We start from the raw sequence: 23,106 nt of genomic DNA on the forward strand, positions 1-23,106 counted from the left end.
TCACTCTTCCGCTTCGTCTTGCCCGCCGCGAGTGCGGGGATGAAAGCTGTCGTATACGTCTCTAAGCTTAGCCTTGCTGGAAGGCTGATACACCTGCGTCGCCGTCAGATCCGAATGTCCCGAGCATCTCCTGAACCGCGCGAAGGTCGGCGCCGTTGTCGACGAGATGATAGGCGAAGGAATGTCTGAGCGTATGCGGGGTCACTTCGGTGCTGACGCCGGCCGAAGCCGCGTGTTTCTTGATCAGTTTCCAGAAGCCCTGCCTGGTCATACGGCTGCCCAGGTGGCTGACGAACAAGGCATGTTCGACCGCCCCGTCGCGCAGCAGCCTAGGCCTGGCTTCTTGCATGTATTTTATCATCCAATCGCGGCACATGGAACTGATCGGGATCATTCGTTCCCGTCCGCCCGTTCCGCGGCATGCCAATAGACGGAGATCGGTTCGCACGTCTTCTACGTTCAAATTCGTAAGCTCGGTAACGCGCATGCCCGTCGCATACAGCGTCTCGAGCATGGCGCGGTCCCGAATGCCCGCCTCGTCGCCGAGGTCGGGCGCCTCCAGCAGCCGTTCTACGTCCGATAAAGAGAGCGCCCGCGGGGATTTTCGCTCGGCTTTGGGCGGTGCGAGCCGCAGCGCGGGATTGGCAGCCGTCAAGCCGGTCTCGAGCGCAAACTGAAAAAAGGCTTTAAAGGAGACGATCCTGCGAGAGATCGTGGCATTCGTACGCCCTTGCTCCTTCAGCCGGTGAATATACGCGGACAAGTGATGCGGCTTGATATCCGCCGTACGGACGATGTCATGATGCGCCTGCAGCTCGCGCGATAGATCCTCCAGGTCGCGGCGGTATCCGTCCAGCGAATTGGCTGCCAGATGCCGCGTCGCCTTCAGGTGAGACAGAAACGGTTGGATGTCTTGGTTCATGGGCCGTTATTCCCTTCCTCGTTTGCCTATACCGCTTAATTCCACGTGTGGCGCCGCGATTCCTTCCTCGGCCGCTATTCGCCGAGCCAGTAGAACAGCCGGAGCCTGTCTGCCTGCGACGAAGGACCCGCATTCGTGCCGTCGGCGCCGAACACCTTTTCGGCACGTCCCTCGGGCACTCTGTACGGATCGAGCGGGGACAACGCGGTTTGCAGCCAGCCGTACGCGTAGTGGGCGGCCACGGTCAACGACAAAAACAGAAGCGTAAATTGCAGGCGATCCCACCATTTTCCGATCGATCGATCCATTTATTTTCCTCCTTGTGCGCGCTCGTCCTCTCTACAAACACCGTATGTGCGTGCGAGGCCGATCATGCCCGGGCCAATGACCCGGACGCTGCACCATCAGCCCCCGCCGGCCGTACACTGCTCGCGTACGATAACGCCGGCAAAGCCGATCCGGGGGGGCCAACTGTCATGAAGGAGACGATTCGCAAGCTTGCCCGGCAGATGAAAGCAGGGCGCAAATCGCCGGGGCGAACGACGAGAAGCGTCATCGTGCTCAAACACGAAAAGGGCTATGACGAGTGTATAAGGCATCTGAAAGCGGCGGGCATCCGTCCCGTAAAAGCCGTGCGGAGATGCCGCCTGATCGGCTGCGAAGCGCCCCGCGGCGTCGACTGGAAGGCGTTAAGACGCCATCCTAGCGTAGCCTATATCGAGAAGGACCGGCTCGTCAAGGCACATGGCCGGGCGGTACATTCAGGACGGATTCGAGGCGTGCGCGTAAAAGCCAAGTGCCGAATCGATCCCGCCAAAATACCCTGGAACATCGCCCGCATCGAGGCGCCCCCCGTTTGGAAGCGGACGAAGGGCCAGCGCGCGAAGCTCGCCGTCATCGATACGGGCATCGGACCGAATCCCGACTTGACGATCGCCGGAGGCGTCAATACGATCGACGGCGGATCGTTCAAGGACGATAACGGACACGGCACGCATGTCGCGGGCATCGCCGCGGCAACCGGGACCAAGCGGATTTACGGCGCGGCCCCGAGGGTGAAGCTGTACGCCGTCAAAGCGCTAGACGAATTAGGCGTCGGCTTCGTCTCCGATATCGCCGAAGGCATCGACTGGTGCGTCAAGAACCGCATGGACGTCATCAATATGAGCTTCGGCTTGACGGGAGAAAGCCGCGTCCTCCGCGAAGCCGTCGCCCGCGCGCGGCGCAAAGGCATCCTGATGACGGCCTCCGCCGGCAACGACGGCCCGAACAATGCGCGCATCGACGCGCCGGCGAGGTATCCCGGCGTACTGGGCATCGCGGCCACGACCAAGGGCAATCGCGTCGCTTCGTTCTCGAGCCGCGGGAAAGGGATCGCGCTGGCCGCGCCCGGCGTAAACATCCTGTCCACCGCGCCCGGCCGCGGCTACGTGCGCATGAGCGGCACGTCCATGTCCTCGCCCCATGCCGCCGGCGGAGCGGCGCTGCTCCGCTCGCTTGCGCCCGCCGCCCGCGCCGCGTGCATCGCGCGCAAGCTCGTCGCCGCCGCCAAGCCGCTGCCGGGCGGCCGCAGGGCGGTCGGCGCCGGCCTGCTGCAGGTGGCGCCCGCCGCTGCGGCGCTCCTTACGAAGCACGCCCGCCGTACTCGCGCGGGCGGCGGTGCGCGCGCCAAGCGCATCCGGCCTTAATTGCCTTAACTGAGTTAGGCAGGCCGCATAAGCTGCGCCACAGGCTTCCCAAAGACGCCAAAAATCCCCACGCCTTCATAGCGGCGAGGGGGATTTTCGGGCTTACGCAGGCCTGGCTTAAAGCAGCGACTCGATGTCCGCAGCCATCGTCTCCGGCGTTTCCTTCGGTTCGAAGCGCTTAGCGACGCGGCCTTCGCGGTCGATGACGAACTTCGTGAAGTTCCAAGCGATATCCGCTCCGCCCGTCTCGCTCTTCAAATATTTAAACAGCGGCAGAGCCTCGTCGCCGTTCACGTCGGCCTTGGCGAACAGCGGGAAAGTGACGCCGTAATTCAGCTTGCAAAAACTCTCGACTTCCGCCTCCGTGCCGGGCTCCTGTTCAGCGAATTGATTGCAAGGAAAGCCCAGAACGACAAGCCCTTGGTCGCCGTATTTCTCGTAGAGCGCCTGCAGGCCTTCGTATTGGGGCGTCAGGCCGCATTTGCTGGCGGTGTTGGCTATGACGAGCACCTTGCCTTGATACTCGGACAGATCGACTTGCTCGCCCCGGATGGAAGGCGCTTTGAATTCATATACGGACATCGTTTATTCCCCTCTCTGATCGGCGGCTCCGGCCGGCTGCAGCGCGGTCATCAGCTCGCCCATTTGGCTGCGTATTTTCAATAACATCTCGACGTTCACGCCCGACTGGCAAAACACCTTTTCCGGCACCTCCAGCGCCTTTTCCTTCAGCGCCTTCCCCGCTGCCGATAAACGGATCAGCAGTTGGCGCTCGTCGCCCGCGTCCCGCGCGCGGGTAAGCAGGCCTTGCGCCTCGAGCTTCTTAAGCAGTGGCGTCAGCGTGCCGGAATCGAGATACAAGCGCTCCCCAAGCTCCTTCACGCTGACGGCGTCCCGCTCCCACAGGGCGAGCATCGCGATGTACTGCGTATAGGTCAAGCCCAGCTCCTTGAGAACGGGCTGGTATAGCCTCGTGATCTCTTTGGCGCAGGCGTAGACGGCAAAGCAAGTTAGATTTTCCAGCTTCAGCGCTTCTTCGGAAGACATGGAACCTCCTCTCCTCTCTGCGATGGCACGCCTATAAGACGACTATAGGATGCACAATTAAATTGTCTGCAATCGAATCAAATCCAATATTATATTTCCCGAAGTCCGGTGTCAATCGCTTGACTTTTTATTTTAATTGCATACAATTTAATTTGACGAGATCAAACAAAGGAGGCATTCCCATGTCGCTCTACGATATCGAAGTATCCGATGCCCGAGGCAACTCACATCCGCTGTCCGAATACAAAGGACAAGTGCTGCTGATCGTGAACACGGCGACCAAGTGCGGATTCGCGCCGCAGTTCAAAGGCCTTCAGAAGCTGTACGACAAATATAAGGACGAGGGCTTTGCCGTACTCGGGTTCCCGAGCAATCAATTCGCGAACCAAGAACCGCTGGAGGGCGAGGCGATCGCGGAGGCATGCGAGCTCAATCATGGCGTAAACTTCCCGCTGTACGCCAAGATCGACGTTAAAGGCAAGGATGCGCACCCGCTATTCAAGCATCTGAGCCGCGAAGCGCCGGGATTGCTCGGGACGAGAAAGATCAAATGGAACTTCACCAAATTCCTCGTCGGCCGCGACGGCAAGGTCATTAAGCGCTACGCCCCGACGGATACGCCCGAGAAAATCGAAGGCAGAATCCGCGACCTGCTCTAATCTTCCCCATAAAAGCCAAAGCCCCGGCATGAACGATGCCGGGGCTTCTGACTTGATATCTCGCTTGCTATTTCGCTTGCTATTTCGCTTCGAACGTTACTCGTCAGATGCCGGAAGCCGCCGCTTCTTCGGCGCTCTTCGCCGCGGCTTCGTTCTTCGCTTGGCACTTGGCGCAAATCCCTTGAAAATCGAGGCGGTGGTCAAGCACATTGAAGCCGTATTCGCGCTCCAGCCGTTCTTCGAGCGGCGTCAGCCAATCCTCCATGATCTCGGTCATCGTCCCGCACTGCACGCAGATCAAATGATGATGATGGTGCTTGTTCGAATCGGTGCGAAGATCGTAGCGCGCGACGCCGTCCCCGAAGTTCATTTTTTCCACGATATGCATTTCGCTGAGCAGTTCAAGCGTACGGTATACCGTGGCGAGACCGATCTCCGGCGCCTTGTCCTTCACGAGCATAAAAACGTCTTCGGCGCTCAGGTGGTCCTCTTCGTTCTCCAAAAGTACCCGGACCGTCGCTTCCCGCTGCGGGGTCAGCTTGTAGCCCTGCGACTGCAGCTGCTGCTTCACTTTGTCAATACGGGCTTCCATGTCCTTCCCCCTCCGCCCCAAAACACACTTGGTTTCATTATAGGGGGAGCCTCTTCAGGAAGTCAAACACGCTTCGCCGGCAAGCGCCGCCATCCTCCAATATCCGCGTCCGCAGCAGTCTTCACAGCCAGTCGGACAGGCTGGATATAAGGTGGGGCACCACGAACGCCTCCCACATCGCGGCGATGCCGAGCACGATGAAAAGCGCGGCGGACGTGCCCGTATGCGAAGCCAAAGGTGGCAGCAACCGGCCTCTGCCAAGGAAGAGCCGCTCGCGTCCGACATAGTAGGCAAAACGGATCGCGGACACGCTCGCGATCGCAAGCGCGGGAACGATAACCAAATTTTGCGGCGCGACGACGGCAAGCGACACGGCTACGCCCTTCCAGGCCAGATGCCGCACGGTCAATCCGACCGCGAACCCGATCAGCACCCCTTTTTAAAAAGTCCAATGCCAGCACGAAAGGGCTGCCGACGACGGAAATGCCGAGAAACCAGATCAATCCCAGCCACTTCAAGTGGAAAAAGAGACGGTCGCGAAACACGTCTATCGGCGCCTCGGCGCCGGCGGACGTCCCGCCCAGATACGCGCCTAGCTCGTCCGATAGGCTCTGCTGCTGTTCGAGCGACAGCGCGTTCACGACGAGCGCCCCGAATACCGCCCCGACGGCGATCAGCACGCCGACGAATAAATAAAGATTGAGCTTGCCGCCAAGCGGCCTGTCCATCGCGCCGCGTATCACCGGTCGCCCGCCTCCCGCCGCATAGGCTTGTTCCAACGCCTATACGTATGCCGTCCGAGCCGCCGTTATTCGCGGACTTCCGGTTTCGCGACCGCTTATTCGCCGATACGGCCGTAAGTCCCTCCGCTCCCGGCCGTCAGTTTCAGCCGGCCTTCGCGCGCATCCAGGATCGCGTCCGCGATTCGCTCGCCCGCCACGGCCGCGATGCGCCCCCGATCGAGCCGGTGCAGGATGTCCATCTCCGTGCCGGCTTCCCGCAGCAGCCGCTCCCTCATCTTGGGCCCCACGCCCGGGAAAAAGCCGAGCGGCACTTGGTGCCGGTACGGCGGCCTGCCGGCGGGTTGAACAGGCGTCTCCCGGTCCGCAAGCCGGGCGATCCGCGCGTCGACGCCGGTCACGAGACGCGGACTGCCGCAGCCGGGGCAGACGTCGTCGGCTGCGCCGGCCGGCAGCGGCGAGCGGCAGGAAGGACAATAGCTGGCATGGTATTTGCCCAGCTTGGGATGCAGGCCAAGATTCGCGGTCACCCGCCTGCCGTCTTGTCCCCGGAGCGCTGCGGCGAACTCGGCAAAGGAGGGCTCGCCGATGAGCAGCTCGTTGCACTCGCGACCGATCATTCCGGTGGAATGCGCATCCGAATTCGTCAGCACCGGGTAGCGGTCCAGCTGAGACAGCTTGCCCGCCATCGCGCTGTCCGCGCTGAGGCCGAGCTCGATCGCCGCGATGCCGTCCGGATCGAGCCTATCGGACAGGCGATCCGCCGAACAGCCGAGCAGTCCGCGATGCGGCGTGAAGACGTGGGCGGGCACGAGCAAGCCGCCCCGATCGAGCAGCTCCCGCTGGAGCGCGCGACCGGTCGCGCGGATGCGCTGCGAGCTTAATGTCACGTTTTTCATCCGCGGCGACATCCAGGCCGTCCATTCCTTTATCGCGGCGAGCGACGGCAAATAAGCGAGCAAGTGATAAGGCCCGCCGCCCCAGCCCGGCTCGCGGACTTCGATCTCCGCGCCTGGCAGGATGACCGTGTCCCGGTAGCGAATGCCGCCGTCCGCCGCCTCCGACATCTCGCCAGCATCCAGCAGGCGGTCGATATCGGCCTGCACCGCGGGCGAATGGCAGTCGATCACGCCGAGCAGCCCGATCCCCTTCCGTTCGGACGCCTCCTCCGCGATCGCCTGGAAGGTAAGGCCGCGGCTCGCGCTGATTTTCACCGGACGGCCGTCCCCGCTGCTGCCGATATGCACGTGCATGTCCGCAAAGCACGGACGCAGACCGCTCACGCCCCGAATTCCCCCGTCTGCCGCCAATGGCGCCAGACGAGCACGCCGATCAGCGTTTTGGCGTCGCAGATGCGGCCGTTCGCGATATATTCGTCCGCTTGCTCGGGCGTCAGCGACTCGCCGTTCAAAAACTCGTCCTCGTCCGGCTTCAGCTCGCCCGCTTCCAGGTCGTCGGTGAAATACAGATGGATCAGCTCGTCGGCGAATCCCGGCGACGTCGCGAACGTCCGCACGAACCGAATGCTTCGCGCCCGATAACCCGTCTCCTCCTCCAGCTCGCGGATCGCCGCTTTTTCAGGCTGCTCCCCGGCATCCAGCTTGCCCGCCGGAATTTCCACCTGCATGCGCTCGAGCGGCTTGCGGAATTGATCGACGACCAGCAGCTTGCCTTCGTGCACCGCGATGACGGCGACGGCCCCCGGGTGCTTCACGATCTCCCGCGTCGCCGTGCCTCCCCCCCGGCAGCCGGACGGTATCCACTTGCAAGGAAATGATTTTTCCTTCGAATCGTTTGTCCGAAGATACGGTTTCCTCATAGAAAGGGTGCTTGCCGCCACCCGCATGTTGCTGCTCGACGCTCATTGTTCTGGCCCCCTGCAATTCGAATTGTTGTCATCTGCCGGCACGCCGGCGCATAGATCAACCATATAGGCTCGTCCGGCCAAATGCAAGATCGCAAGAAGAGCCGGCGGCGCATGAAGAAGGGGGCCATACCATGCTGAAACGATACGCGGAGCCGGAGCGAATCCGGTGGACGGGCAAAGCCTGGGAGATCAAAAACGCGATTCGCGTCCTCGAACGTCAAAAAAGGCGGGAACGCCCGCCTGAAAGACGTACTGCCGGAGATGACGCTCCTGCGTCCCGTCTCGAAAGCACGAGAAAAAGGTGATGGCGCCTGGCATTATAAGCCGCCGACCGATTAGCTATAGCGCGCGAGCAATTCAGACAGCTTGCCGCGAATCGCTTCTCTGAGCGTCTCCGGCCCTTCGACGGTCGCCTCTCGGCCCAAGCCCAGAAAAAAGTCGGCGTAAAAAAGGAAGATCGCTCGCGGGAACGTCCCGATCGATCAAACCGCTGCCGTCCTCCCGCACGTCCAGCATCGGCGCGAGCCAGAGCTCGGCTTCGCAGCGCTGAACGCCCGCACGACTGAGCTTTGCTCGAAGCCGGACTGGATTAATCGGTTCGGCCGCTTCTCGCCGGCTGAGCGCGATCTCGCCAAGGTCGCGCGGCGACGTGCCTGCCGGGTCCGGCACGGCCTCGCGAATCCGGTCGCATCGGAACACGCGGAATCCCGCTCGAAGAAAACAGTAGGCCGTGCAGTACCAAAGTCCGTTGTTCGCGTATATGCATACGGGTTGAATCAGCCTCTCGCGCTCTTCTTCTTCCCCGGATACGTAGACGATCGCAAGAACCTGCTGCCTAACGGCCGCGTCGAGCAGCGCGGCGAGGCAAGGCGCATCGCCGCGGCGCGCGGGCGTCACGAAGTCGACCCGATGCTTAATGCCGTCGATTCGGTCCCTCACGTCGCCGGGCATATGGAGGTAAAATTTGTTCAGCGCCGACGCCGATTCGGCTTCGAAGGGGAGCGAGGCGTAATGGCGAAGCGCGTGCACGGCGAAAAACATCGACACCGCCTCTTCTTCGGTAAAAGCGATCGGCGGAAGCACGCGCTCCCGGACGACCTGGTATCCGCCGTGGGGACCGACCTCTGAATAAAGCGGCACGCCAAGCTCGCCAAGCTCCTGTAAATCCCTTAAAATCGTGCGCTTCGATACGCCGAATTCATCGGCCAGCTCTTGCACTTTGAACCGCCGCTTGCGGTTCACGGTCATCATCAGCTCCATCAATCGCTTGGACTTGGGCATCTGACGGTCCTCCTATTCCCTTGAAGAGCTTGGTGGGTTCATGACAATTACTGTCACCATTATGACTTATGATGGGAACCGCAAGCAACCTTTCCGCGGGAGTGATCCATCGATGTTCAAGTACGCTTTGCTCTTTTTCCTCGTCATGTTCATGATCGGAACGGATACGTTCCTCATCTCGCCGCTGCTCCCCGAGCTGCAGGCCGCATTCGGCGTTAAGACCGAGCATGCCGGCTGGATGCTCGGCGCCTATACGCTGGGCTCCGCCGTCTTCGCCTTGATCGCCGGGCCGCTGTCGGACGGCTGGAACCGGCGCACCGTTCTGTCGTGCGGCCTGATCGCCTTCTCCGCGTCGACGTTCCTTTGCGGATTCGCCGACAGCTTCTGGACGATGTGCTTGTTCCGGCTGGCTGCCGGCATCAGCGCCGCGTTCACGGCTCCGCAAGTCTGGGCCGCCATCCCCTCCGTCATGCCCCCAACCAAAATCGCCAAGACGATGGGCGTCGCCTACGCCGGTCTTGCCGCGTCTCAAGCGTTCGGCGTGCCGATCGGCAGTTGGCTCGCGTCCGCCGGATGGCCGATGCCGTTCTGGACGATCGGCGCGGCGTCGCTCGCGCTTGCCGCGTTCGCTTACTGGCAGCTGCCGGACATCAAGCCTGAGGCGGCAGTCGGACGCATCGCGATATTCAGCCGATATCGACCGCTGATTCGCAGCGCCAAGGCCCGCGGCGGGTTTACCGCGTATCTGCTTCTGCACCTTGGCGGAGGCACCGCGTTCGCCTTCGCCGGCAAGTGGATGTCCGACGTCTTCGGACTGACCGTCGGACAGATCGGCATCGCCATGCTTTTTCTCGGACTCGGCAATATGCTCGGCAGCACGGTCAGCGCGTCGGCGTCCCGCCGCTTCGGCGCAGCGGGCACGGTGTACGCAGGCATGATGCTGTTGATCGCGTTGTATGCGCTGCTGCCACGGCTTCCGCATCTGTCCCTGGCGACCGTTTGCTACGTGATCGTTTTCGCCGTGCTCGGCATTCTCTTCCCGATCGTCATGGGCGCGCTGACGTCGCTCGACGCTACCCTCCGCGGCACGATCTCGAGTCTCGCCAACGCGACCATGAACGGCGCGAATACGCTCGGGGCTTGGATCGCCGGCCTGCTATACGTTCAGCTCGGCGGTTATATGCCGATCGGACTGTTCGCGTCGGTTAGTCTGGCGCTTTCTCTTGCCGCATTCGCGGCGAGCGGCCTCTTCGTCCGCCGTCAGGCGCGAACGGAAAATCGCGAGCAAGCTTAACGCGCGCGTCGAACAGCCTGCTTCGCAGAAGGCTCATTGCAGAAGGATCATTCCAGAAGGTTCATTCCGTCAGCTCGCGAAGCGGAATCGACACGGTCTCGGGCTTGGTCGGGATTAGGCTTCCGCCTTTGGGCTCGATCGTGAGCAGCACGGACTCCCATTCCTCGGGGCGCACGTTAGCGGCATATAAATGCCCGCGGCTGTCATGGAAGCTCAGCACGCCGAGATTGGCGCTCGTCGCGCCGAACCTGGCCCATGCCTGGACGTCGGTGCGGGTCGAAGGCAGCAGTCCTTCCATTAGTAAAAAGAGCTCATGCGTGCGCGCGTTCAGCCAAAGCGTCTCTTTCGCTCCAGCCGGAAGGCCGAAAGCCATCCCGGAGAGCCCGCTTTCCCCCGCTCTGTATACGACCGTATCCGGTTCGCTAAGAACCGAAACGCCTGCCGGCTCATGCAGACGCGCATAGCCGGCGGGGCTTAATACGCTTCTTGCTTCCTGAGCGTTATCTCGCGCAAACGGATGAAGCAGCAGAAGCGCGATGGCAACGGCCGCGCCAAGTCCGCAAGCCGCGGCGAGCGCCGGCCGCCGCGTTGCCGCAAGCAGCGCGCGCGTCGCGCGCCTGGCAAAGGCATAGACGCCTGCGCGCAGCAACAGGCTGCGGCGCCGACCCGCCGACAACGCCAACGCGTCGCTTGGCTGCGCGGCAATAACTGCGGACGCAGCCTTCTGCTTCGGCAAAGCCCGATCGGCAAGCCGATCCGCATCGCGCCCGGCAGGCTGCCGCGAAGGGCCGCGCTCGCCGCCTAGCAGCGCCGCCCACTGCGCGTGCACGTCGCCGCAATCGCGACACCCGTCCTTATGCGTCAGGAGCGCTTTCGCGTCCCGCGCGCCCAGCCTGCCGCAGAGCAGGTCGACCCAGCGTTCCTCAGAAACGCCGCACGATCGTTCACTCATGCCTTCCGCCTCCTTCCCCGGCTCCCCAGCCCATGCGGTCGAGCGCCTTGCGCAAATGACCCAGGCCGTAGCGCACGCGGGATTTGACCGTTCCTATCGGGACATGCCACGCATCGGCCAGCTCCTTGTGGCTGCGCGGCGTGAAGTAAGCGGCCGCCAACGCCTCGCGCTGTAAGCCCGGCAGCTGGCCGAGCGCGCTGCGCACCGCTTCGCGCTCCATGCGCGCCAGCACCGCCGTCTCCGGCTGCGCGCTCGCCGCGCTTATGGCGGACGCGTCCTCGGTCTCGCCGCGCAGCACCGTCCGGCTGCGCTTGCGGAGCCGGTCGAGGCATCTGCTTTTCACCTGCACGGCGAGCCATGCTTGCGCCGATCTGCGGGAAGCGTCGTATCGGCCCGGACTTCGAATGACGCCAAGGAGCACGTCATGAACGGCATCCTCCGCCTCCATCCGGTCTCCGAGCAGATGGCAAGCCAGCGGCAGGAGGTGGGGCACGGCCTGCTCGTACAGCTTTTCGAACGCCCGCGGATCGCCTTCCTCCATTTTTTCAGCCATTCGGCCATCTCCAGGACAGCCTCCGCCGAAGTCCCGTTCATGTCGCTGTTCCCTCCGTCGACCATCGTTTTTACTATATTCATAGCAGATCGAGACCCGTCCGCGTAATGTGAAAACGCGATTTTTATCTGATTTTAAGCTTGCTTTAAGCGATTTTTTATGTAAAAAACCCGCTCAAAATTAAATCCGCGCCGCTCCTTCCCGCGTACTCAGGGTGAAAAAAAAACAGATTGCCGGGAGGTCTTGAAATCATGTTCAAACCAGGATTCGGAAAATGGGCTAACTTCGCGATGACACTGCTAATGGCGCTCGGCGTACTCGGGCTCTCCGCGCCCGCGTCGGCCGCGGGAACCGCCAAGCTGTACACGCCTTACGTCAGCCTGTCCGCGGCGCCGGGCGAATCGATCACGTACGATGTAGACCTGATCAACGACGGCGACGGCATTCAGACCGCGGCACTCAGCTATACGGCACCGTCCAAGGATTGGAAAACCGATCTGACCGCAGGCGGTCATCCAATCTCCGAATTCGCGGTCAAGCCGCACGAATCGCAGACGGCATCGTTAAGCGTGCTCGTGCCGTTCGAAGTCGCGAAAGGCAGCTACGCGCTCCAGCTGAACGCGGGCGCATTCGGCAGCCTGACGCTCAAGATCAACGTGACCGAGCAGGGCACCTACAAGACGGAACTTAGCGCCGAGCAGCCGAACATGGAAGGCCACAGCGATTCCACCTTCACTTATAACTTGACGCTAGCGAACCGGACCGCCAGCAAGCAGCAGTATGCGCTGACCGCAGAGCCGCCGGCCGGCTGGGACGCGCGGTTCAGCTCCGGCGGCAATAACGTAACGGCCGTCGACATCGAGCCTAACGCGACCTCTTCGATCACGCTGACGCTGACGCCATCCGAAAAAGCCGAAGCGAAAACGTACAAAATTCCCGTCCATGCCGCCAACAGCAACACCTCCGCCGACGTCACGATGGAGGCCGTCATCACGGGCACCTACGGCATCGGCCTGACGACAAGCAACCAGGTCCTTAGCGCAAACGTCACGGCCGGCGGCAAACGGACGCTCGAACTGTCCGTGACGAACACGGGAACCGCCGAGCTGACCAACGTCAGCCTTACCAACACCGCGCCGACCGATTGGGAAGTCACGTTCGAGCCGAAGACGATTCCGTCGATCAAAGCGGGCGAATCGGTGCCCGTCACGGCCACCATCCATAGCTCGGACAAATCGCTGTCCGGCGATTATGTCGTCGGGCTGACTGCGCAGGCATCCGAAAAATCGGCGGACGCCGCCATCCGCGTGACGGTCAAAACCTCGGTGCTGTGGGGCTGGATCGGCGTGCTCATCATCCTCGTCGTGCTGGCCGGCGTCTATTGGCTGTTCCGCAAGTACGGGAGGCGTTAAGCCATGGACGAAACGGTAATCGAACTTAGCCGCCTGACCAAGCGTTACGGCGAATTCACCGCCGTATCCGAGCTGGATCTGTCCATTCGCAGAGGGGAGATATTCGGACTGCTCGGGCCGAACGGCGCAGGCAAGACGACGACCATTCTCATGATGCTCGGACTCGCCGAGCCGACGAGCGGGCGGGCGACCGTATGCGGCATCGACGCCACGCGCAATCCGATCGAGGTGAAGCGCAGAGTCGGATATATGCCCGACGACATCGGCTTCTACGAGGATCGGACCGGTCTCGACAACCTGATGTATACAGCCATGCTGAATCGGGTGCCCGAGGCAGAAGCCAGGCGAAGGGCGACCGAGCTGCTGGATAAAGTTGGGCTCGGCTCCGCGGCCGGCAAAAAAACGGGCGCCTACTCCAGAGGCATGCGCCAACGCCTCGGCCTCGCCGACGTGCTGATCAAGCGGCCCGAAGTCGTCATTCTCGACGAGCCGACGCTCGGGATCGACCCCGAGGGCGTGCGCGAGCTATTAGCGCTGATCCGTGAGCTCAGCCGCGACGAGGGACTGACCGTGCTGCTGTCCTCGCACCATCTGCACCAGGTCCAGCAGATTTGCGACCGCGTCGGCTTGTTCGTCGGCGGCCGGCTCATCGCGTCAGGCGACCTTGCCGCTTTGTCGCAGCTGCTGGACGGCAGCTCGTCCTATGCCGTCGAGCTGGACGTCGGCGGCTGGTCCGAAGGCGTCGAATCCGCGCTGCGCGGACTCGATCGAGTGACCGCCGTCGACCTGCAGGAGAAGGACGCCTTAAGCGCGGCGGACCGGTCGGACGACGTCGTCACCGTCCGCGTAACCGGCACGGACGACATCGCCGCGGAGCTGGCCGCGGTCGTCGTCGGCAGCGGCGCCTCGCTTCTCGGCTTGCGGCCGCTGCGCTACGGGCTCGACGAGATTTATCACCGATACTTCGAAGGAGGGAATCCCGTTGGCCAACTTCATTGAAAAGCTGAAGCCCGCGCTCGCCGGGACAGGAGAGCGGCGTCCCGCGGCGTCCGCGCTCCGCGGCCCTTCCCCCCTTCTGGGTTATGGTCCGCAAAGAATTCGGCGATCATATCCGCAGCTGGCGGTTCGTCATCCTGCTTGCCATCGTCGTCCTGGCATGCGCCGGCTCGCTGTACGCGTCCGTCTCGGCGCTGAAGGCCGGACAGTCGGCGAGCGCCGCGTCCGGCGAAGGCAGCTCCAGCTTTCTGTTTCTGAAAATGTTCACGGAAACCGACGGCTCGCTGCCGGGCTTCCTGACGTTCCTGTCCTTTCTGGCGCCGCTGATCGGCATCGCGCTCGGCTTCGACTCCGTCAACACGGAGCGCAACAAGGGCACGCTCAGCAGGTTGCTGTCCCAGCCCCTGTACCGGGACGACTTCCTGAACGCCAAGTTTGTCGCCGGCCTCTTGCTCATCGCGGTCGTCATCTTCTCCCTCGGCTTCCTCGTCATGGGCATGGGCCTGTTCACGATCGGCTACCCGCCTACGCCCGAGGAGTTTTGGCGCGTCGTCGTCATGCTGTTGATCACCGTCGTGTACGTCGGCTTGTGGCTGAACCTGTCGCTGCTGTTTTCCGTCCGCTTCCGCCAGGCGGCGACCTCGGCGCTTTGCGGCATCGCGCTATGGATTTTTTTTCCTCGTTTTCTACGGCATGATCGTTAGCCTCGTCGGCAATGCGACATCGCCCGCCGAGACGGCCGCCGCCAGTGTCGTCATCCGGCATCAGGATTGGATGATGCTGCTGTCGCGGCTGTCGCCCGCCTATTTGTTCCAGGAAGCCGCCTCGACGCTGATGCTGCCGGATACGCGGACGCTGAATCCATTTATCACGCAGGATCAAGCGTATCTTGCCATTAATGCGCCGCTCTCGTTCGGCCAGAGCCTCCTGCTCGTATGGCCGCAGGTCGTGGCGATCGTCGCGGAGACGACCGTATCGTTCGCCGCCGCTTATGTCGCGTTCATGCGCCAGGAAATCCGGTCGCGCTCCTGAGGGCAGGTAGGCCCCGCGATTATAAGCTTCTCCGGGGACCGGAGGGGGGCTCATCCCCTTCGCTCACTATCGATACAAACACCGCCTGCGCTACCTTATCCCTTTCGCTCAACATGGACAAAAATAGCTCATTGAGCGAAAGGGATAAGCCCTCCCGGTGCTCGAAAACAGGGACGAATCGCTGCCAAGCGACTCGTCCCTGTTTCATTGTTATATTGACACGATATATATCGAATCGATATAATGACCCTGTTAAATATATACAGAATACGAAAGGAAGAACCGCCGCATGAACAGCCAAGACGTCATTTTAGGCTTGCTGCACCGAGGTCCTCTATCCGGCTACGAGATCAAGCAGAAGCTTGAGATGCCGCTCTCTTTTTTTCGATGCCAGCTTCGGGACGATCTATCCGACGCTCGCGAAGATGGAGGCGATGGGCTATATCGTCAAGGAGAGCGTCGTGCAAGAGGGTCGGCCCAACAAGAACGTGTACTCGCTGACCGGGGACGGCAGGACGCAGTTCGAACGCTATTTGCATGCGCCCGTCGAAAAAGACAGTTACCGCTCGGACTTCCTCGTGCGGATGTTTTTCGGAGAGTATTCGGACGAAGAGACGCTCGCCGACTGGATTCGCGACGAGATCCGCAAAGCGGATACGGCCGCGGAGGAGCTTGATCGGATGAAAACGGCTTCGGCGAAAGACATGCCGGCGTCGAAAACGCTATGCCTCGATATCGGCATCGACCTGAATGCCTCGAAAGCCCAAACGCTGCGCGAGGCGCTCAAACGACTTACGGGATCGGACGCCTGAAACGTCCACGCTCAATAGTGGGTCCTAAAAACATGCTGTCCATCTCGAAAAAGGAGAATCGAAAACCATGTCGACCGTATCCAAAAATACGGGACTCATCGTGTTATCCATGGCGCTAGGCCTGCTGATGGCCTCGCTGGACAATACGATCGTGTCCGCCAGCATTAACAAGGTGATCGAGAACATCGGCGGATTTGAGAAAGTATCTTGGGTGTTCACCGCCTACATGCTCGCTTCTACCAGCACGATGCTCATTTTCGGCAAGCTGTCCGACATGTTCGGACGCAAACGGTTTTATTTGATCGGCATCGGCTTATTCCTGCTCGGCTCCGCGCTTTGCGGGATGGCGCAGTCGATCGACCAACTCATCTGGTTTCGCGTCATCCAGGGCGTCGGCTCCGGCTCGGTGTTCCCCATTTCCTTCTCGATCATCTTCACCCTGTTCGCGGATCCGAAGCAGGCGGCGAAGCTGTCAGGCGTGATGGGCGCCGTATTCGGCTTGTCCTCCGTCGCCGGTCCCCAGCTCGGCACGTTGATCTCCGAGCACATGAGCTGGCGCTGGTGCTTCTACGTGAACGTGCCCATCGGCATCGCCTCGATGCTCATTTTAGTCTTCTCGCTGCGCGAATCGAAGGCGGAGAAGAAGCCGCGCATCGACTACTGGGGCGCGTTCCTGCTTGTCGCAGCGACAGTCTCCGCGCTCATGGCGCTCGAGCTTGGCGGCAAGGATTATGCCTGGGGCTCCTGGCAAATTCTCGGCTTGTTCGCGCTTGGCGCTATCGCCGGCGCAACGTTCGTCGCCGTGGAGCTCAAGGCCGAAGAACCCGTGCTTCCTTTGTCCATTTTTAAAAACCGGCTCGTGTTTGGCGTCAGCCTGCTCTGTTTCTGCCAAGGCGTCATCATGTTTTCCGCTATTGCCTATCTTCCCTTGTACGCGACGGCCGTTCTCGGCAAGACCAATTCCAACGGCATTTTGACGCCGATGATGGCTTCGTTGATCGCCGGCGCCATCGTCTCCGGGTTTTTCGTCGCCCGCCTTCGCTTCCGTACGGTGCTGTTCGCCAACATGTCGCTCGGCGTCGTAGCGGCCGTTCTGCTCATGAACCTGTCTCCCGACATGGCTTACTGGCAGGTTATCGGCATCATGCTCCTGCTCGGCTTCGGCGTCATCGGCCCGCTCATGAGCCTCGGCCAGACCGCGGTCGCGATGTCCGTGCATCCGCGATATATCGGCATCTCCTCCTCGGTCGTCGGCTTTTGGCGGAATATCGGCGGCGTCATCGGCGCCTCCGTCATGGCCGTACTCGTCAATGCGAGCCTCAAGGACAGCTCGCGGGAGGCGATCGCCAAGTTCGACATCCCTTCGGATCAAGCCGGCACGCTGGCGAATCCCGAGACGGTCATCAAGGGTGCTTCGCAGCTGCCCGCGGACCTGCTCGCCTTCATGCGCGGAGCGATCGGAGGCGCGATCTCGCATGGCTTCATCTTATCGCTGATCGTCATGATCGCCGGCGCGCTCGTCGCGCTCTCGGTCGGCAACGCACGTTATCAGAAAAAAAACGAAACGGCGCCGGCGCCCGATTTCGGACCTCCCTCGCGCGCATCGATTGACCGCATCGGGTAAAATGGGGTTATATTGAACGCCGAGGTGAACGCCCCTTGCATACGATCACGAGCCATCTGCCTGCGGCGATCGCGTCGCTGAATCCCCGGAGCTGCCTGGTCAAGCGCCAGGGACGCCTCCTGTTCGAGCATTACCGGGAGCCCAGTTTCGAGACAGTGCCGGCTATCATCAATTCCTGCACGAAAAGCGTGCTGTCCGCTTTGGTCTGCGTCGCCCTCGGCCGTGGGCTGCTGCCCGACCCACGGGTTACGCCGGTGTCCGCCTTTTTTCCTCAGTTGAAAACCGACGCCGATATACGCAAGCGCGACATGACGCTGCTGCATCTGCTGACGATGACCGCAGGCTTCCGGTGGGACGAATTCGGCGGGTTGAATTCCTTCCCGCGCATGACGCGCGAGTCGAATTGGATCGCGCACGTGCTGGAACAGCCGCTCTCCGAACCGCCTGGAACGCGAATGACTTATAATTCCGGCGTCTCGCAACTGTTGTCCGGCATCTTGTCGGAAGCGACGGGAATGACCGTCGCACGATTCGCGGAGCAGACGCTGTTCGGGACGCTCGGCATCGAGACGTACGAATGGGAGACCGATCCGCAGGGGATTCATACCGGCGGCTTCGGACTGCGACTGCGCCCGGCAGACCTGCTGAAGCTCGGCGAGCTCATGCTGAACCGGGGAATGCATGGCCGTACGCGGCTATTCCCCGGCGAATGGGCCGACCTTGCCGTTCGCCCCTTCGCTCCGGCAAGTCCGCCTTACGAAGGCGAGTACGGCTGGCATTGGTGGTGCGGCGCTTGCGTGCCTACGCGTAAGGTTTCCGCCGGCAAGGATGACGGCAATCGCGCGCAGCCCTCCGATTATTTTTACGCCCGCGGGTTCGGCGGCCAATTCGTGTACGTCGTACCGGAAGCCGAGCTCGTCGCCGTCGTGACCCAGGACAGCCGCAAGCGCAAGCAACCCGATCCGTTCGCCGAGCTGATCGTGCCGATTCTCGCCGGATGCTGAGCGGCCGCGTTGAATAAACGGGGCCTTTTATTCGTCATAGACCTGCCGGCCGACCCGAACGCTCGATCGCTTCGTCGCCGCCCGGACGGCTCGTCGACCCCCGCAGCGCCAGCTCCGGCAGCAGTCTGAGGCGCTGCTTCGGCATGTCCGCATCCTCGATTCTGCGGATTAGCAGATTCACCACCTGATCGCCCATCTCCTGCGTCGGCATGGATACCGACGAGAGCTTCGGCTCCACGATATGGCACAGCATCGTGTCGTCGAAGCCGATGACCGACAGCTCGTCTGGCATGCGGATGCCGCGCGCTCTCGCTGCCAGCATGGCGCCGACGGCGCAGATGTCGTTGTAGCCGAAGATCGCCGTCGGGCGGTCCGCTCGTTCGAGCAAGTGACCTGCCTGCTCTGCGGCCCCGTCGATCGTATGTCCGCCGACGCGGATCAGGCTCTCCTCCGTCTTGATGCCGCTGTCCCGAAGCGCCTGCCTGTAGCCGCGAATCCGCTCCTGGCTGCTGATCGTATCCTCGCCTACCATGCCGATGCGGGCATGACCGAGCTCAATCAAATATTCGGTTGCGCGGTAGCCGCCCAAATAGTCGTCGACAGTCACGCTATCGACGGACAGCTCGTCGCGTTCGTGCGAAAAGAGGGCGATCGGCACGCCGTCCTCGATCAACGCTTTCAACAGACCGAGATTGCTGAACCGCGCTGCGATAATATAGCCGTCCACCTTGCTGCGAAGCAGCGAAAGATGACGCTCCTCCTTTTCCGGATCGCGCTCCGTCGTCGCCATGACGATCGTATAGCCGAGCTCGTGGCCGCACGCTTCGATCCGCTTCAAATATTCGGCATAGATCGGGTTGTCGATATCCGGGATGATGAAGGCGATCGTGCGCGTGCCCTTCCCTTTCATGGCGGAAGCCATCACGCTCGGCTCGTAACGCTGCTCCTGCATGATTCTTTTGATTTTGCTGCGCGTTTTCTCGCTGATCTTGCCTTTATTGTTCATGACCTTCGATACGGTCGCCGTCGACACGCCCGCAGCGCGGGCGATATCGTAAATCGTCGGTTTCATCGCAGCACGCTCTCATCTCTTCATGTTGTGTCCAGTATAGCGAACTGCCTTCAAAATGGGAAGAACGCCAAGCCTCCTCGCCGCCTGGCGTTCTTCTGCCTAACGTATGGCTTCTGCTGCCGATTCCGAATGTTTCGATCGATAAAACGAAGGACGCTCCGGCATGTCGATGCGCACGATGTCGCCCGAATCTCTCGCCGCCAGACAGGCATCGGCGGCGACGGCCGCCGAGTAGCCGTCCCAGGCGGACGGACCGTTCATCTCCCCGCGCAGCGTCGCGTCGATCCAGTCCTGCAGCTCAATGTCGTAAGCTTCGATGAAGCGGTCCTTCCAGTCGGTCAGCAGCGCGTTCGACAGCTTCGCCTCGCTGCGCATCGTCACGCTCATCGGCTCCGGCAGGCTGACGATGCCCGTCTCCCCGACGACCTGACACTGAATATCGTAGCCGTACTTGCAGTTGACGAAAATTTCGCCGTTGATCCGGACGCCCTTCGCCGTCTCCATATAGACGAGCAGCGGATCGTTCAGATGTTCGCCCGAAAGACTCGACCTTCTGGGCCGAACGACCTGAACCGACACATAATCGTCGTCCAGCAGCCAGCGGTGAACGTCAAGCTCGTGGATGAACGTGTCGACGACGGACATGTCCCGCGTATAAAAATCCGGCACCGACACGTTGCGATGCGCGCAATGCAAAATGAGCGGATGTCCGATAACGCCGCTGTCGATCGTCTCCTTCAGCACGCGGTAGCCCCGGTCGTAACGGCGCATGTATCCGACCTGCACCAGCATTTTGCCGAAGGCCGCCTCGGCCTCGACGATTCGCTTGCAGCCTTCGGCCGTCACGGCCAGCGGCTTCTCGCAAAATACCGGCTTGCCGGCCGCGATCGACGCCAGCACGAATTCCTCGTGCGTCGCGCCCCAGGACGTGACCATGACCGCGTCCACCTCCTGCGCGCGGATCAGATCCAGGCCGTTGTCATAGACGGCCGCCTGCAGGTTGAATTCGTTCGCGACCTGCTGCGCCTGCGCCGCATTGACGTCCGTGACGGCGACGACCGCCGCGCCCTTCAGCACCTGCGTCATGCGGCGAATATGGTCCCGGCCGATCGCGCCGGTCCCGATCACGCCTACCCGTAATGTCATCTTGTCGGATGCCCTCCCACTGATCGTCTCTGTTCTATTGGGCACTTAAGGCACTCAGGCTTTGCCCGACGAGCCGAATAAGCGCATCTTGTCTATCACCGTATGCTTCACGGCTTCGCGCGCGGCGTCCATATACTGCCGCGGATCGTAAAGAGCGGGGTTCGCTGCGAGCATCTCGCGAATAGCCGCCGTGCTCGAGATTTGATTTTCGGTGTTGACATTGATCTTGGCCGTGCCGAGCGAGATCGCCCGCCGAATGTCGGGCTCCGGGATGCCCGTGCCGCCGTGCAGCACGAGCGGAACGCCGGTCAGGCGGCGGATGTCCGCCATTCGCGCAAAGCCCAGCTTCGGCTCGCCCTTGTACGGCCCGTGCACGGAGCCGAGCGCCGGCGCAAGGCAATCGACGCCGGTCTCCCGCACGAGCGCTTCGCATTCCTCGGGCACGGCGTGCAGCGCATCCTCCTCCGCGACCGTCAGATCGTCTTCCTGGCCGCCGATCCGGCCGAGCTCCGCCTCCACCGATACGCCGAGCGCCCGCGCCGCCTCGGACACCTGCCTCGTGATGCGGATATTGTCCGCCAGCGGATGGTGGGAGGCGTCGATCATGACGGACGAGAAGCCCGCCTTGATCGCATCCATGCACATTTCATAAGAGCTGCCGTGGTCGAGATGCAGCGCGACGGGCACCGATATGCCCAGCTCCTCGACGAGCGCTCGCACGATCGCGGCCGCCGTGCGCAGTCCGCCCAGATGGGCAATGTAACCCGGGCTGACGGCGCATACGACCGGCGACCGCTCCTGCTCCGCCGCCTCCAGAATGGCCTGCGCGAACGACAGATTGTTTATGTTGAAATGACCGACCGCATAGCCGTCCCGGCATGCTTCCCGAAGCATCGGCCCCATTGACGTCAATGCCATTTTTAATGCCCTCCGCCGCGCGCTACCAGCGCGCCGTCACCATTTTTTTGCGCGTGTAAAACTCGACGCCGTCCGAGCCGTTGGCATGCAGATCGCCATAGAACGACTTTTTCCAGCCGGAGAACGGGAAAAACGCCATCGGCGCCGGAACGCCCAGGTTGACGCCCAGCATGCCCGCATCGATCTCCTCGCGAAACTTGCGTACGTTGCCGCCGTCCTTCGTGAAGATGCAAGCGCCGTTCGCGAACTCCGACCGGTTGGCCATCGCGATCGCCTCGTCCAGCGAATCGGCCTGCGCGACCGACAGTACCGGCGCAAAAATCTCTTCCTGCCAGATGCGCATCTCCGTCGTGACGCCGTCGAAGATCGTCGGGCCGACGAAGTAGCCCTTCCCGCCGACCGCCGAATCGGTGCGGCCGTCGCGAACGAGCAGCGCGCCTTCCTTTTCGCCGGTCTCGATGTAGCCCAGCGTCCGCTCCTTGTGCGGGCCGCGAATAACCGGACCGAGGAAAACGCCGTCCTCAAGGCCGTTGCCGATCTTGATCCGGTCCGCCGCCGCCTTGAGCTTCGCCAGGAACGGCGCATGCGCTTCGCCGACGGCGACGACGACCGAAGCGGCCATGCAGCGCTCGCCGGCCGAGCCGAACGCGGCGTTCAGCACCTGGTTCACGGCATAATCCAGGTCGGCGTCCGGCATGACGATCGTATGGTTTTTGGCCCCTGCCAGCGCCTGGACGCGCTTGTCGTGGGACGTTCCCTTCCGGTATACGTATTCGGCCACCGGCTGAGAGCCGACGAAGGAGATTGCCTTCACGTCCTTGTGCTCCAGCAGGCCGTTCACGACGTCATGCGCGCCGTGGACGATATTCAGGACGCCGTCCGGCAGTCCCGCATCCTTCATCAGCTCGCCGAGCCGGTTGGCCAGCTGCGGCGTGCGCTCCGACGGCTTCAGGACGAAGGCGTTGCCGCAGGCGATGGCGAGCGGGAACATCCAGCATGGGCACATCATAGGGAAGTTAAAGGGCGTAATGCCGCCGACGACGCCGATCGGGTATCGGTACATGCCCGATTCGAGGTTCGTAGCGATGTCGGGCAGCTGCTTGCCCATCATCAGCGTCGGCGCGCCTGCCGCGAATTCGACGCATTCGATGCCGCGCTGCACTTCGCCGTAAGCTTCGTTGTAGCTCTTGCCGTTCTCCAGCGTAATGAGCCGCGCCAGCTCCTCCCGATGCTCTACCAGCAGCTGCTGGTAGCGGAACAGAATGCGGGCTCTGCGGGGAACCGCCGTCGCGCTCCATGACTTGAACGCTTCCTTGGCCGTTCGGACGGCCAGATCCACATCGTCGCCGTTCGACAGCGGCACTCGGGCCAAAATCTCTTCGGTCGCCGGATTGTATACCGGCTCCGACTTGCCGGAGGTCGAAGCGACCCACCGGCCGCCGATCAAATTGGATAGCGTCTGTACTTCTGTCGTAGACATGGATGATCCTCCCTG

The 23,106-nt window shown here is 61.9% G+C and carries 24 protein-coding genes and 2 pseudogenes; 11 read left to right on the forward strand and 15 right to left on the reverse strand.

The window, feature by feature from the left end; genetic code table 11:
• Positions 1 to 67: 67 nt before the first annotated feature.
• Positions 68 to 922, reverse strand: coding sequence for a tyrosine recombinase (locus tag OMP38_RS01850; RefSeq protein WP_277563634.1), 855 nt, complete (start codon positions 920 to 922; stop codon positions 68 to 70).
• A gap of 74 nt (positions 923 to 996) precedes the next feature.
• Complete coding sequence (locus tag OMP38_RS01855) at positions 997 to 1,230, reverse strand: DUF4227 family protein (RefSeq protein WP_277563635.1); 234 nt, start codon at positions 1,228 to 1,230, stop codon at positions 997 to 999.
• Between the two features lie 168 nt (positions 1,231 to 1,398).
• On the opposite strand from OMP38_RS01855, the gene OMP38_RS01860 reads away from it, so the two are divergent.
• The gene (locus OMP38_RS01860; protein WP_277563636.1) at positions 1,399 to 2,610 is read left to right on the forward strand and encodes a S8 family peptidase; all 1,212 of its coding nucleotides are present in this window, start codon (positions 1,399 to 1,401) and stop codon (positions 2,608 to 2,610) included.
• Between the two features lie 117 nt (positions 2,611 to 2,727).
• Here the strand turns inward: OMP38_RS01860 and OMP38_RS01865 are convergent, their stop codons facing one another.
• Both OMP38_RS01865 and OMP38_RS01870 read right to left on the reverse strand, forming a co-directional pair.
• On the reverse strand, positions 2,728 to 3,192 hold the full coding sequence (locus OMP38_RS01865) for a glutathione peroxidase (RefSeq protein ID WP_277563637.1): 465 nt from the start codon (positions 3,190 to 3,192) through the stop codon (positions 2,728 to 2,730).
• 3 nt (positions 3,193 to 3,195) lie between these two features.
• Positions 3,196 to 3,657, reverse strand: a complete 462-nt coding sequence (locus OMP38_RS01870; RefSeq protein ID WP_277563638.1) for a MarR family winged helix-turn-helix transcriptional regulator — start codon at positions 3,655 to 3,657, stop codon at positions 3,196 to 3,198.
• A 182-nt stretch (positions 3,658 to 3,839) separates the two neighbouring features.
• Between OMP38_RS01870 and OMP38_RS01875 the strand changes: the two genes are divergently transcribed.
• Positions 3,840 to 4,316, forward strand: a complete 477-nt coding sequence (locus OMP38_RS01875) for a glutathione peroxidase (RefSeq protein WP_277563639.1) — start codon at positions 3,840 to 3,842, stop codon at positions 4,314 to 4,316.
• A gap of 103 nt (positions 4,317 to 4,419) precedes the next feature.
• On the opposite strand, the gene fur is transcribed toward OMP38_RS01875, so the two are convergent.
• From fur to OMP38_RS01895, 4 genes and pseudogenes are all read right to left on the reverse strand, one after another.
• The gene (gene fur, locus OMP38_RS01880) at positions 4,420 to 4,908 is read right to left on the reverse strand and encodes a ferric iron uptake transcriptional regulator (RefSeq protein ID WP_277563640.1); all 489 of its coding nucleotides are present in this window, start codon (positions 4,906 to 4,908) and stop codon (positions 4,420 to 4,422) included.
• A 121-nt stretch (positions 4,909 to 5,029) separates the two neighbouring features.
• Positions 5,030 to 5,341 (reverse strand): stage II sporulation protein M, encoded by a 312-nt coding sequence (locus OMP38_RS01885; protein ID WP_277563641.1) that lies wholly within the window; start codon positions 5,339 to 5,341, stop codon positions 5,030 to 5,032.
• Positions 5,342 to 5,746: 405 nt separating this feature from the next.
• Positions 5,747 to 6,931, reverse strand: a complete 1,185-nt coding sequence (locus tag OMP38_RS01890; RefSeq protein WP_277563642.1) for an endonuclease Q family protein — start codon at positions 6,929 to 6,931, stop codon at positions 5,747 to 5,749.
• Positions 6,928 to 7,513: pseudogene (locus OMP38_RS01895) on the reverse strand (NUDIX domain-containing protein). Before OMP38_RS01895 ends, OMP38_RS01890 begins: the two are co-directional and overlap by 4 nt.
• 133 nt (positions 7,514 to 7,646) lie before the next feature.
• Between OMP38_RS01895 and OMP38_RS01900 the strand changes: the two are divergent.
• Positions 7,647 to 7,820 carry a hypothetical protein gene (locus OMP38_RS01900; protein ID WP_277563643.1) on the forward strand — a complete coding sequence of 58 codons (174 nt, stop codon included), beginning with the start codon at positions 7,647 to 7,649 and terminating at the stop codon, positions 7,818 to 7,820.
• Positions 7,821 to 7,850: 30 nt separating this feature from the next.
• Here the strand turns inward: OMP38_RS01900 and OMP38_RS01905 are convergent.
• Positions 7,851 to 8,796: pseudogene (locus tag OMP38_RS01905) on the reverse strand (helix-turn-helix transcriptional regulator).
• A gap of 112 nt (positions 8,797 to 8,908) precedes the next feature.
• Here OMP38_RS01905 and OMP38_RS01910 point away from each other — a divergent pair.
• Positions 8,909 to 10,090 carry an MFS transporter gene (locus OMP38_RS01910; protein ID WP_277563644.1) on the forward strand — a complete coding sequence of 394 codons (1,182 nt, stop codon included), beginning with the start codon at positions 8,909 to 8,911 and terminating at the stop codon, positions 10,088 to 10,090.
• Positions 10,091 to 10,151: 61 nt separating this feature from the next.
• Here OMP38_RS01910 and OMP38_RS01915 read toward each other — a convergent pair whose 3' ends face one another.
• Positions 10,152 to 11,042 carry an anti-sigma factor domain-containing protein gene (locus OMP38_RS01915; protein ID WP_277563645.1) on the reverse strand — a complete coding sequence of 297 codons (891 nt, stop codon included), beginning with the start codon at positions 11,040 to 11,042 and terminating at the stop codon, positions 10,152 to 10,154.
• Positions 11,035 to 11,595, reverse strand: coding sequence for an RNA polymerase sigma factor (locus OMP38_RS01920; protein WP_277563646.1), 561 nt, complete (start codon positions 11,593 to 11,595; stop codon positions 11,035 to 11,037). The genes OMP38_RS01915 and OMP38_RS01920 overlap by 8 nt, the downstream gene beginning before the upstream one ends.
• A gap of 251 nt (positions 11,596 to 11,846) precedes the next feature.
• Between OMP38_RS01920 and OMP38_RS01925 the strand changes: the two genes are divergently transcribed.
• The 7 genes from OMP38_RS01925 (at position 11,847) to OMP38_RS01955 (ending at position 18,475) form a co-directional block, all read left to right on the forward strand.
• Entirely contained in the window at positions 11,847 to 13,007 is a 1,161-nt protein-coding gene (locus OMP38_RS01925; RefSeq protein ID WP_277563647.1) for a COG1470 family protein, read from the forward strand.
• A 3-nt stretch (positions 13,008 to 13,010) separates the two neighbouring features.
• Entirely contained in the window at positions 13,011 to 14,006 is a 996-nt protein-coding gene (locus OMP38_RS01930; RefSeq protein WP_277563648.1) for an ABC transporter ATP-binding protein, read from the forward strand.
• An 83-nt stretch (positions 14,007 to 14,089) separates the two neighbouring features.
• Entirely contained in the window at positions 14,090 to 14,707 is a 618-nt protein-coding gene (locus OMP38_RS01935; RefSeq protein ID WP_277563649.1) for an ABC transporter permease, read from the forward strand.
• Entirely contained in the window at positions 14,697 to 15,035 is a 339-nt protein-coding gene (locus OMP38_RS01940; protein WP_277563650.1) for a hypothetical protein, read from the forward strand. The genes OMP38_RS01935 and OMP38_RS01940 overlap by 11 nt, the downstream gene beginning before the upstream one ends.
• A gap of 362 nt (positions 15,036 to 15,397) precedes the next feature.
• On the forward strand, positions 15,398 to 15,847 hold the full coding sequence (locus OMP38_RS01945) for a helix-turn-helix transcriptional regulator (RefSeq protein WP_277563651.1): 450 nt from the start codon (positions 15,398 to 15,400) through the stop codon (positions 15,845 to 15,847).
• A 67-nt stretch (positions 15,848 to 15,914) separates the two neighbouring features.
• A complete protein-coding gene (locus OMP38_RS01950; protein WP_277563652.1) occupies positions 15,915 to 17,471 on the forward strand; it encodes an MDR family MFS transporter in 1,557 nt (518 codons plus the stop codon).
• A 35-nt stretch (positions 17,472 to 17,506) separates the two neighbouring features.
• Positions 17,507 to 18,475 carry a serine hydrolase domain-containing protein gene (locus OMP38_RS01955; protein ID WP_277563653.1) on the forward strand — a complete coding sequence of 323 codons (969 nt, stop codon included), beginning with the start codon at positions 17,507 to 17,509 and terminating at the stop codon, positions 18,473 to 18,475.
• A 34-nt stretch (positions 18,476 to 18,509) separates the two neighbouring features.
• Here OMP38_RS01955 and OMP38_RS01960 read toward each other — a convergent pair whose 3' ends face one another.
• The 4 genes from OMP38_RS01960 to OMP38_RS01975 all read right to left on the reverse strand — a co-directional run bounded on the left by OMP38_RS01960 (position 18,510) and on the right by OMP38_RS01975 (position 23,091).
• Complete coding sequence (locus tag OMP38_RS01960) at positions 18,510 to 19,547, reverse strand: LacI family DNA-binding transcriptional regulator (protein ID WP_277563654.1); 1,038 nt, start codon at positions 19,545 to 19,547, stop codon at positions 18,510 to 18,512.
• A gap of 99 nt (positions 19,548 to 19,646) precedes the next feature.
• Positions 19,647 to 20,693 (reverse strand): bifunctional inositol 2-dehydrogenase/D-chiro-inositol 1-dehydrogenase, encoded by a 1,047-nt coding sequence (gene iolG, locus OMP38_RS01965; RefSeq protein WP_277563655.1) that lies wholly within the window; start codon positions 20,691 to 20,693, stop codon positions 19,647 to 19,649.
• A 54-nt stretch (positions 20,694 to 20,747) separates the two neighbouring features.
• A complete protein-coding gene (fba, locus tag OMP38_RS01970; protein ID WP_277563656.1) occupies positions 20,748 to 21,611 on the reverse strand; it encodes a class II fructose-1,6-bisphosphate aldolase in 864 nt (287 codons plus the stop codon).
• A gap of 22 nt (positions 21,612 to 21,633) precedes the next feature.
• Positions 21,634 to 23,091, reverse strand: coding sequence for a CoA-acylating methylmalonate-semialdehyde dehydrogenase (locus OMP38_RS01975; RefSeq protein WP_277563657.1), 1,458 nt, complete (start codon positions 23,089 to 23,091; stop codon positions 21,634 to 21,636).
• Positions 23,092 to 23,106 lie beyond the last annotated feature (15 nt).

Source organism: Cohnella ginsengisoli (genome assembly GCF_029525555.1).
In the GTDB taxonomy this organism is placed as follows: domain Bacteria; phylum Bacillota; class Bacilli; order Paenibacillales; family Paenibacillaceae; genus Cohnella; species Cohnella ginsengisoli.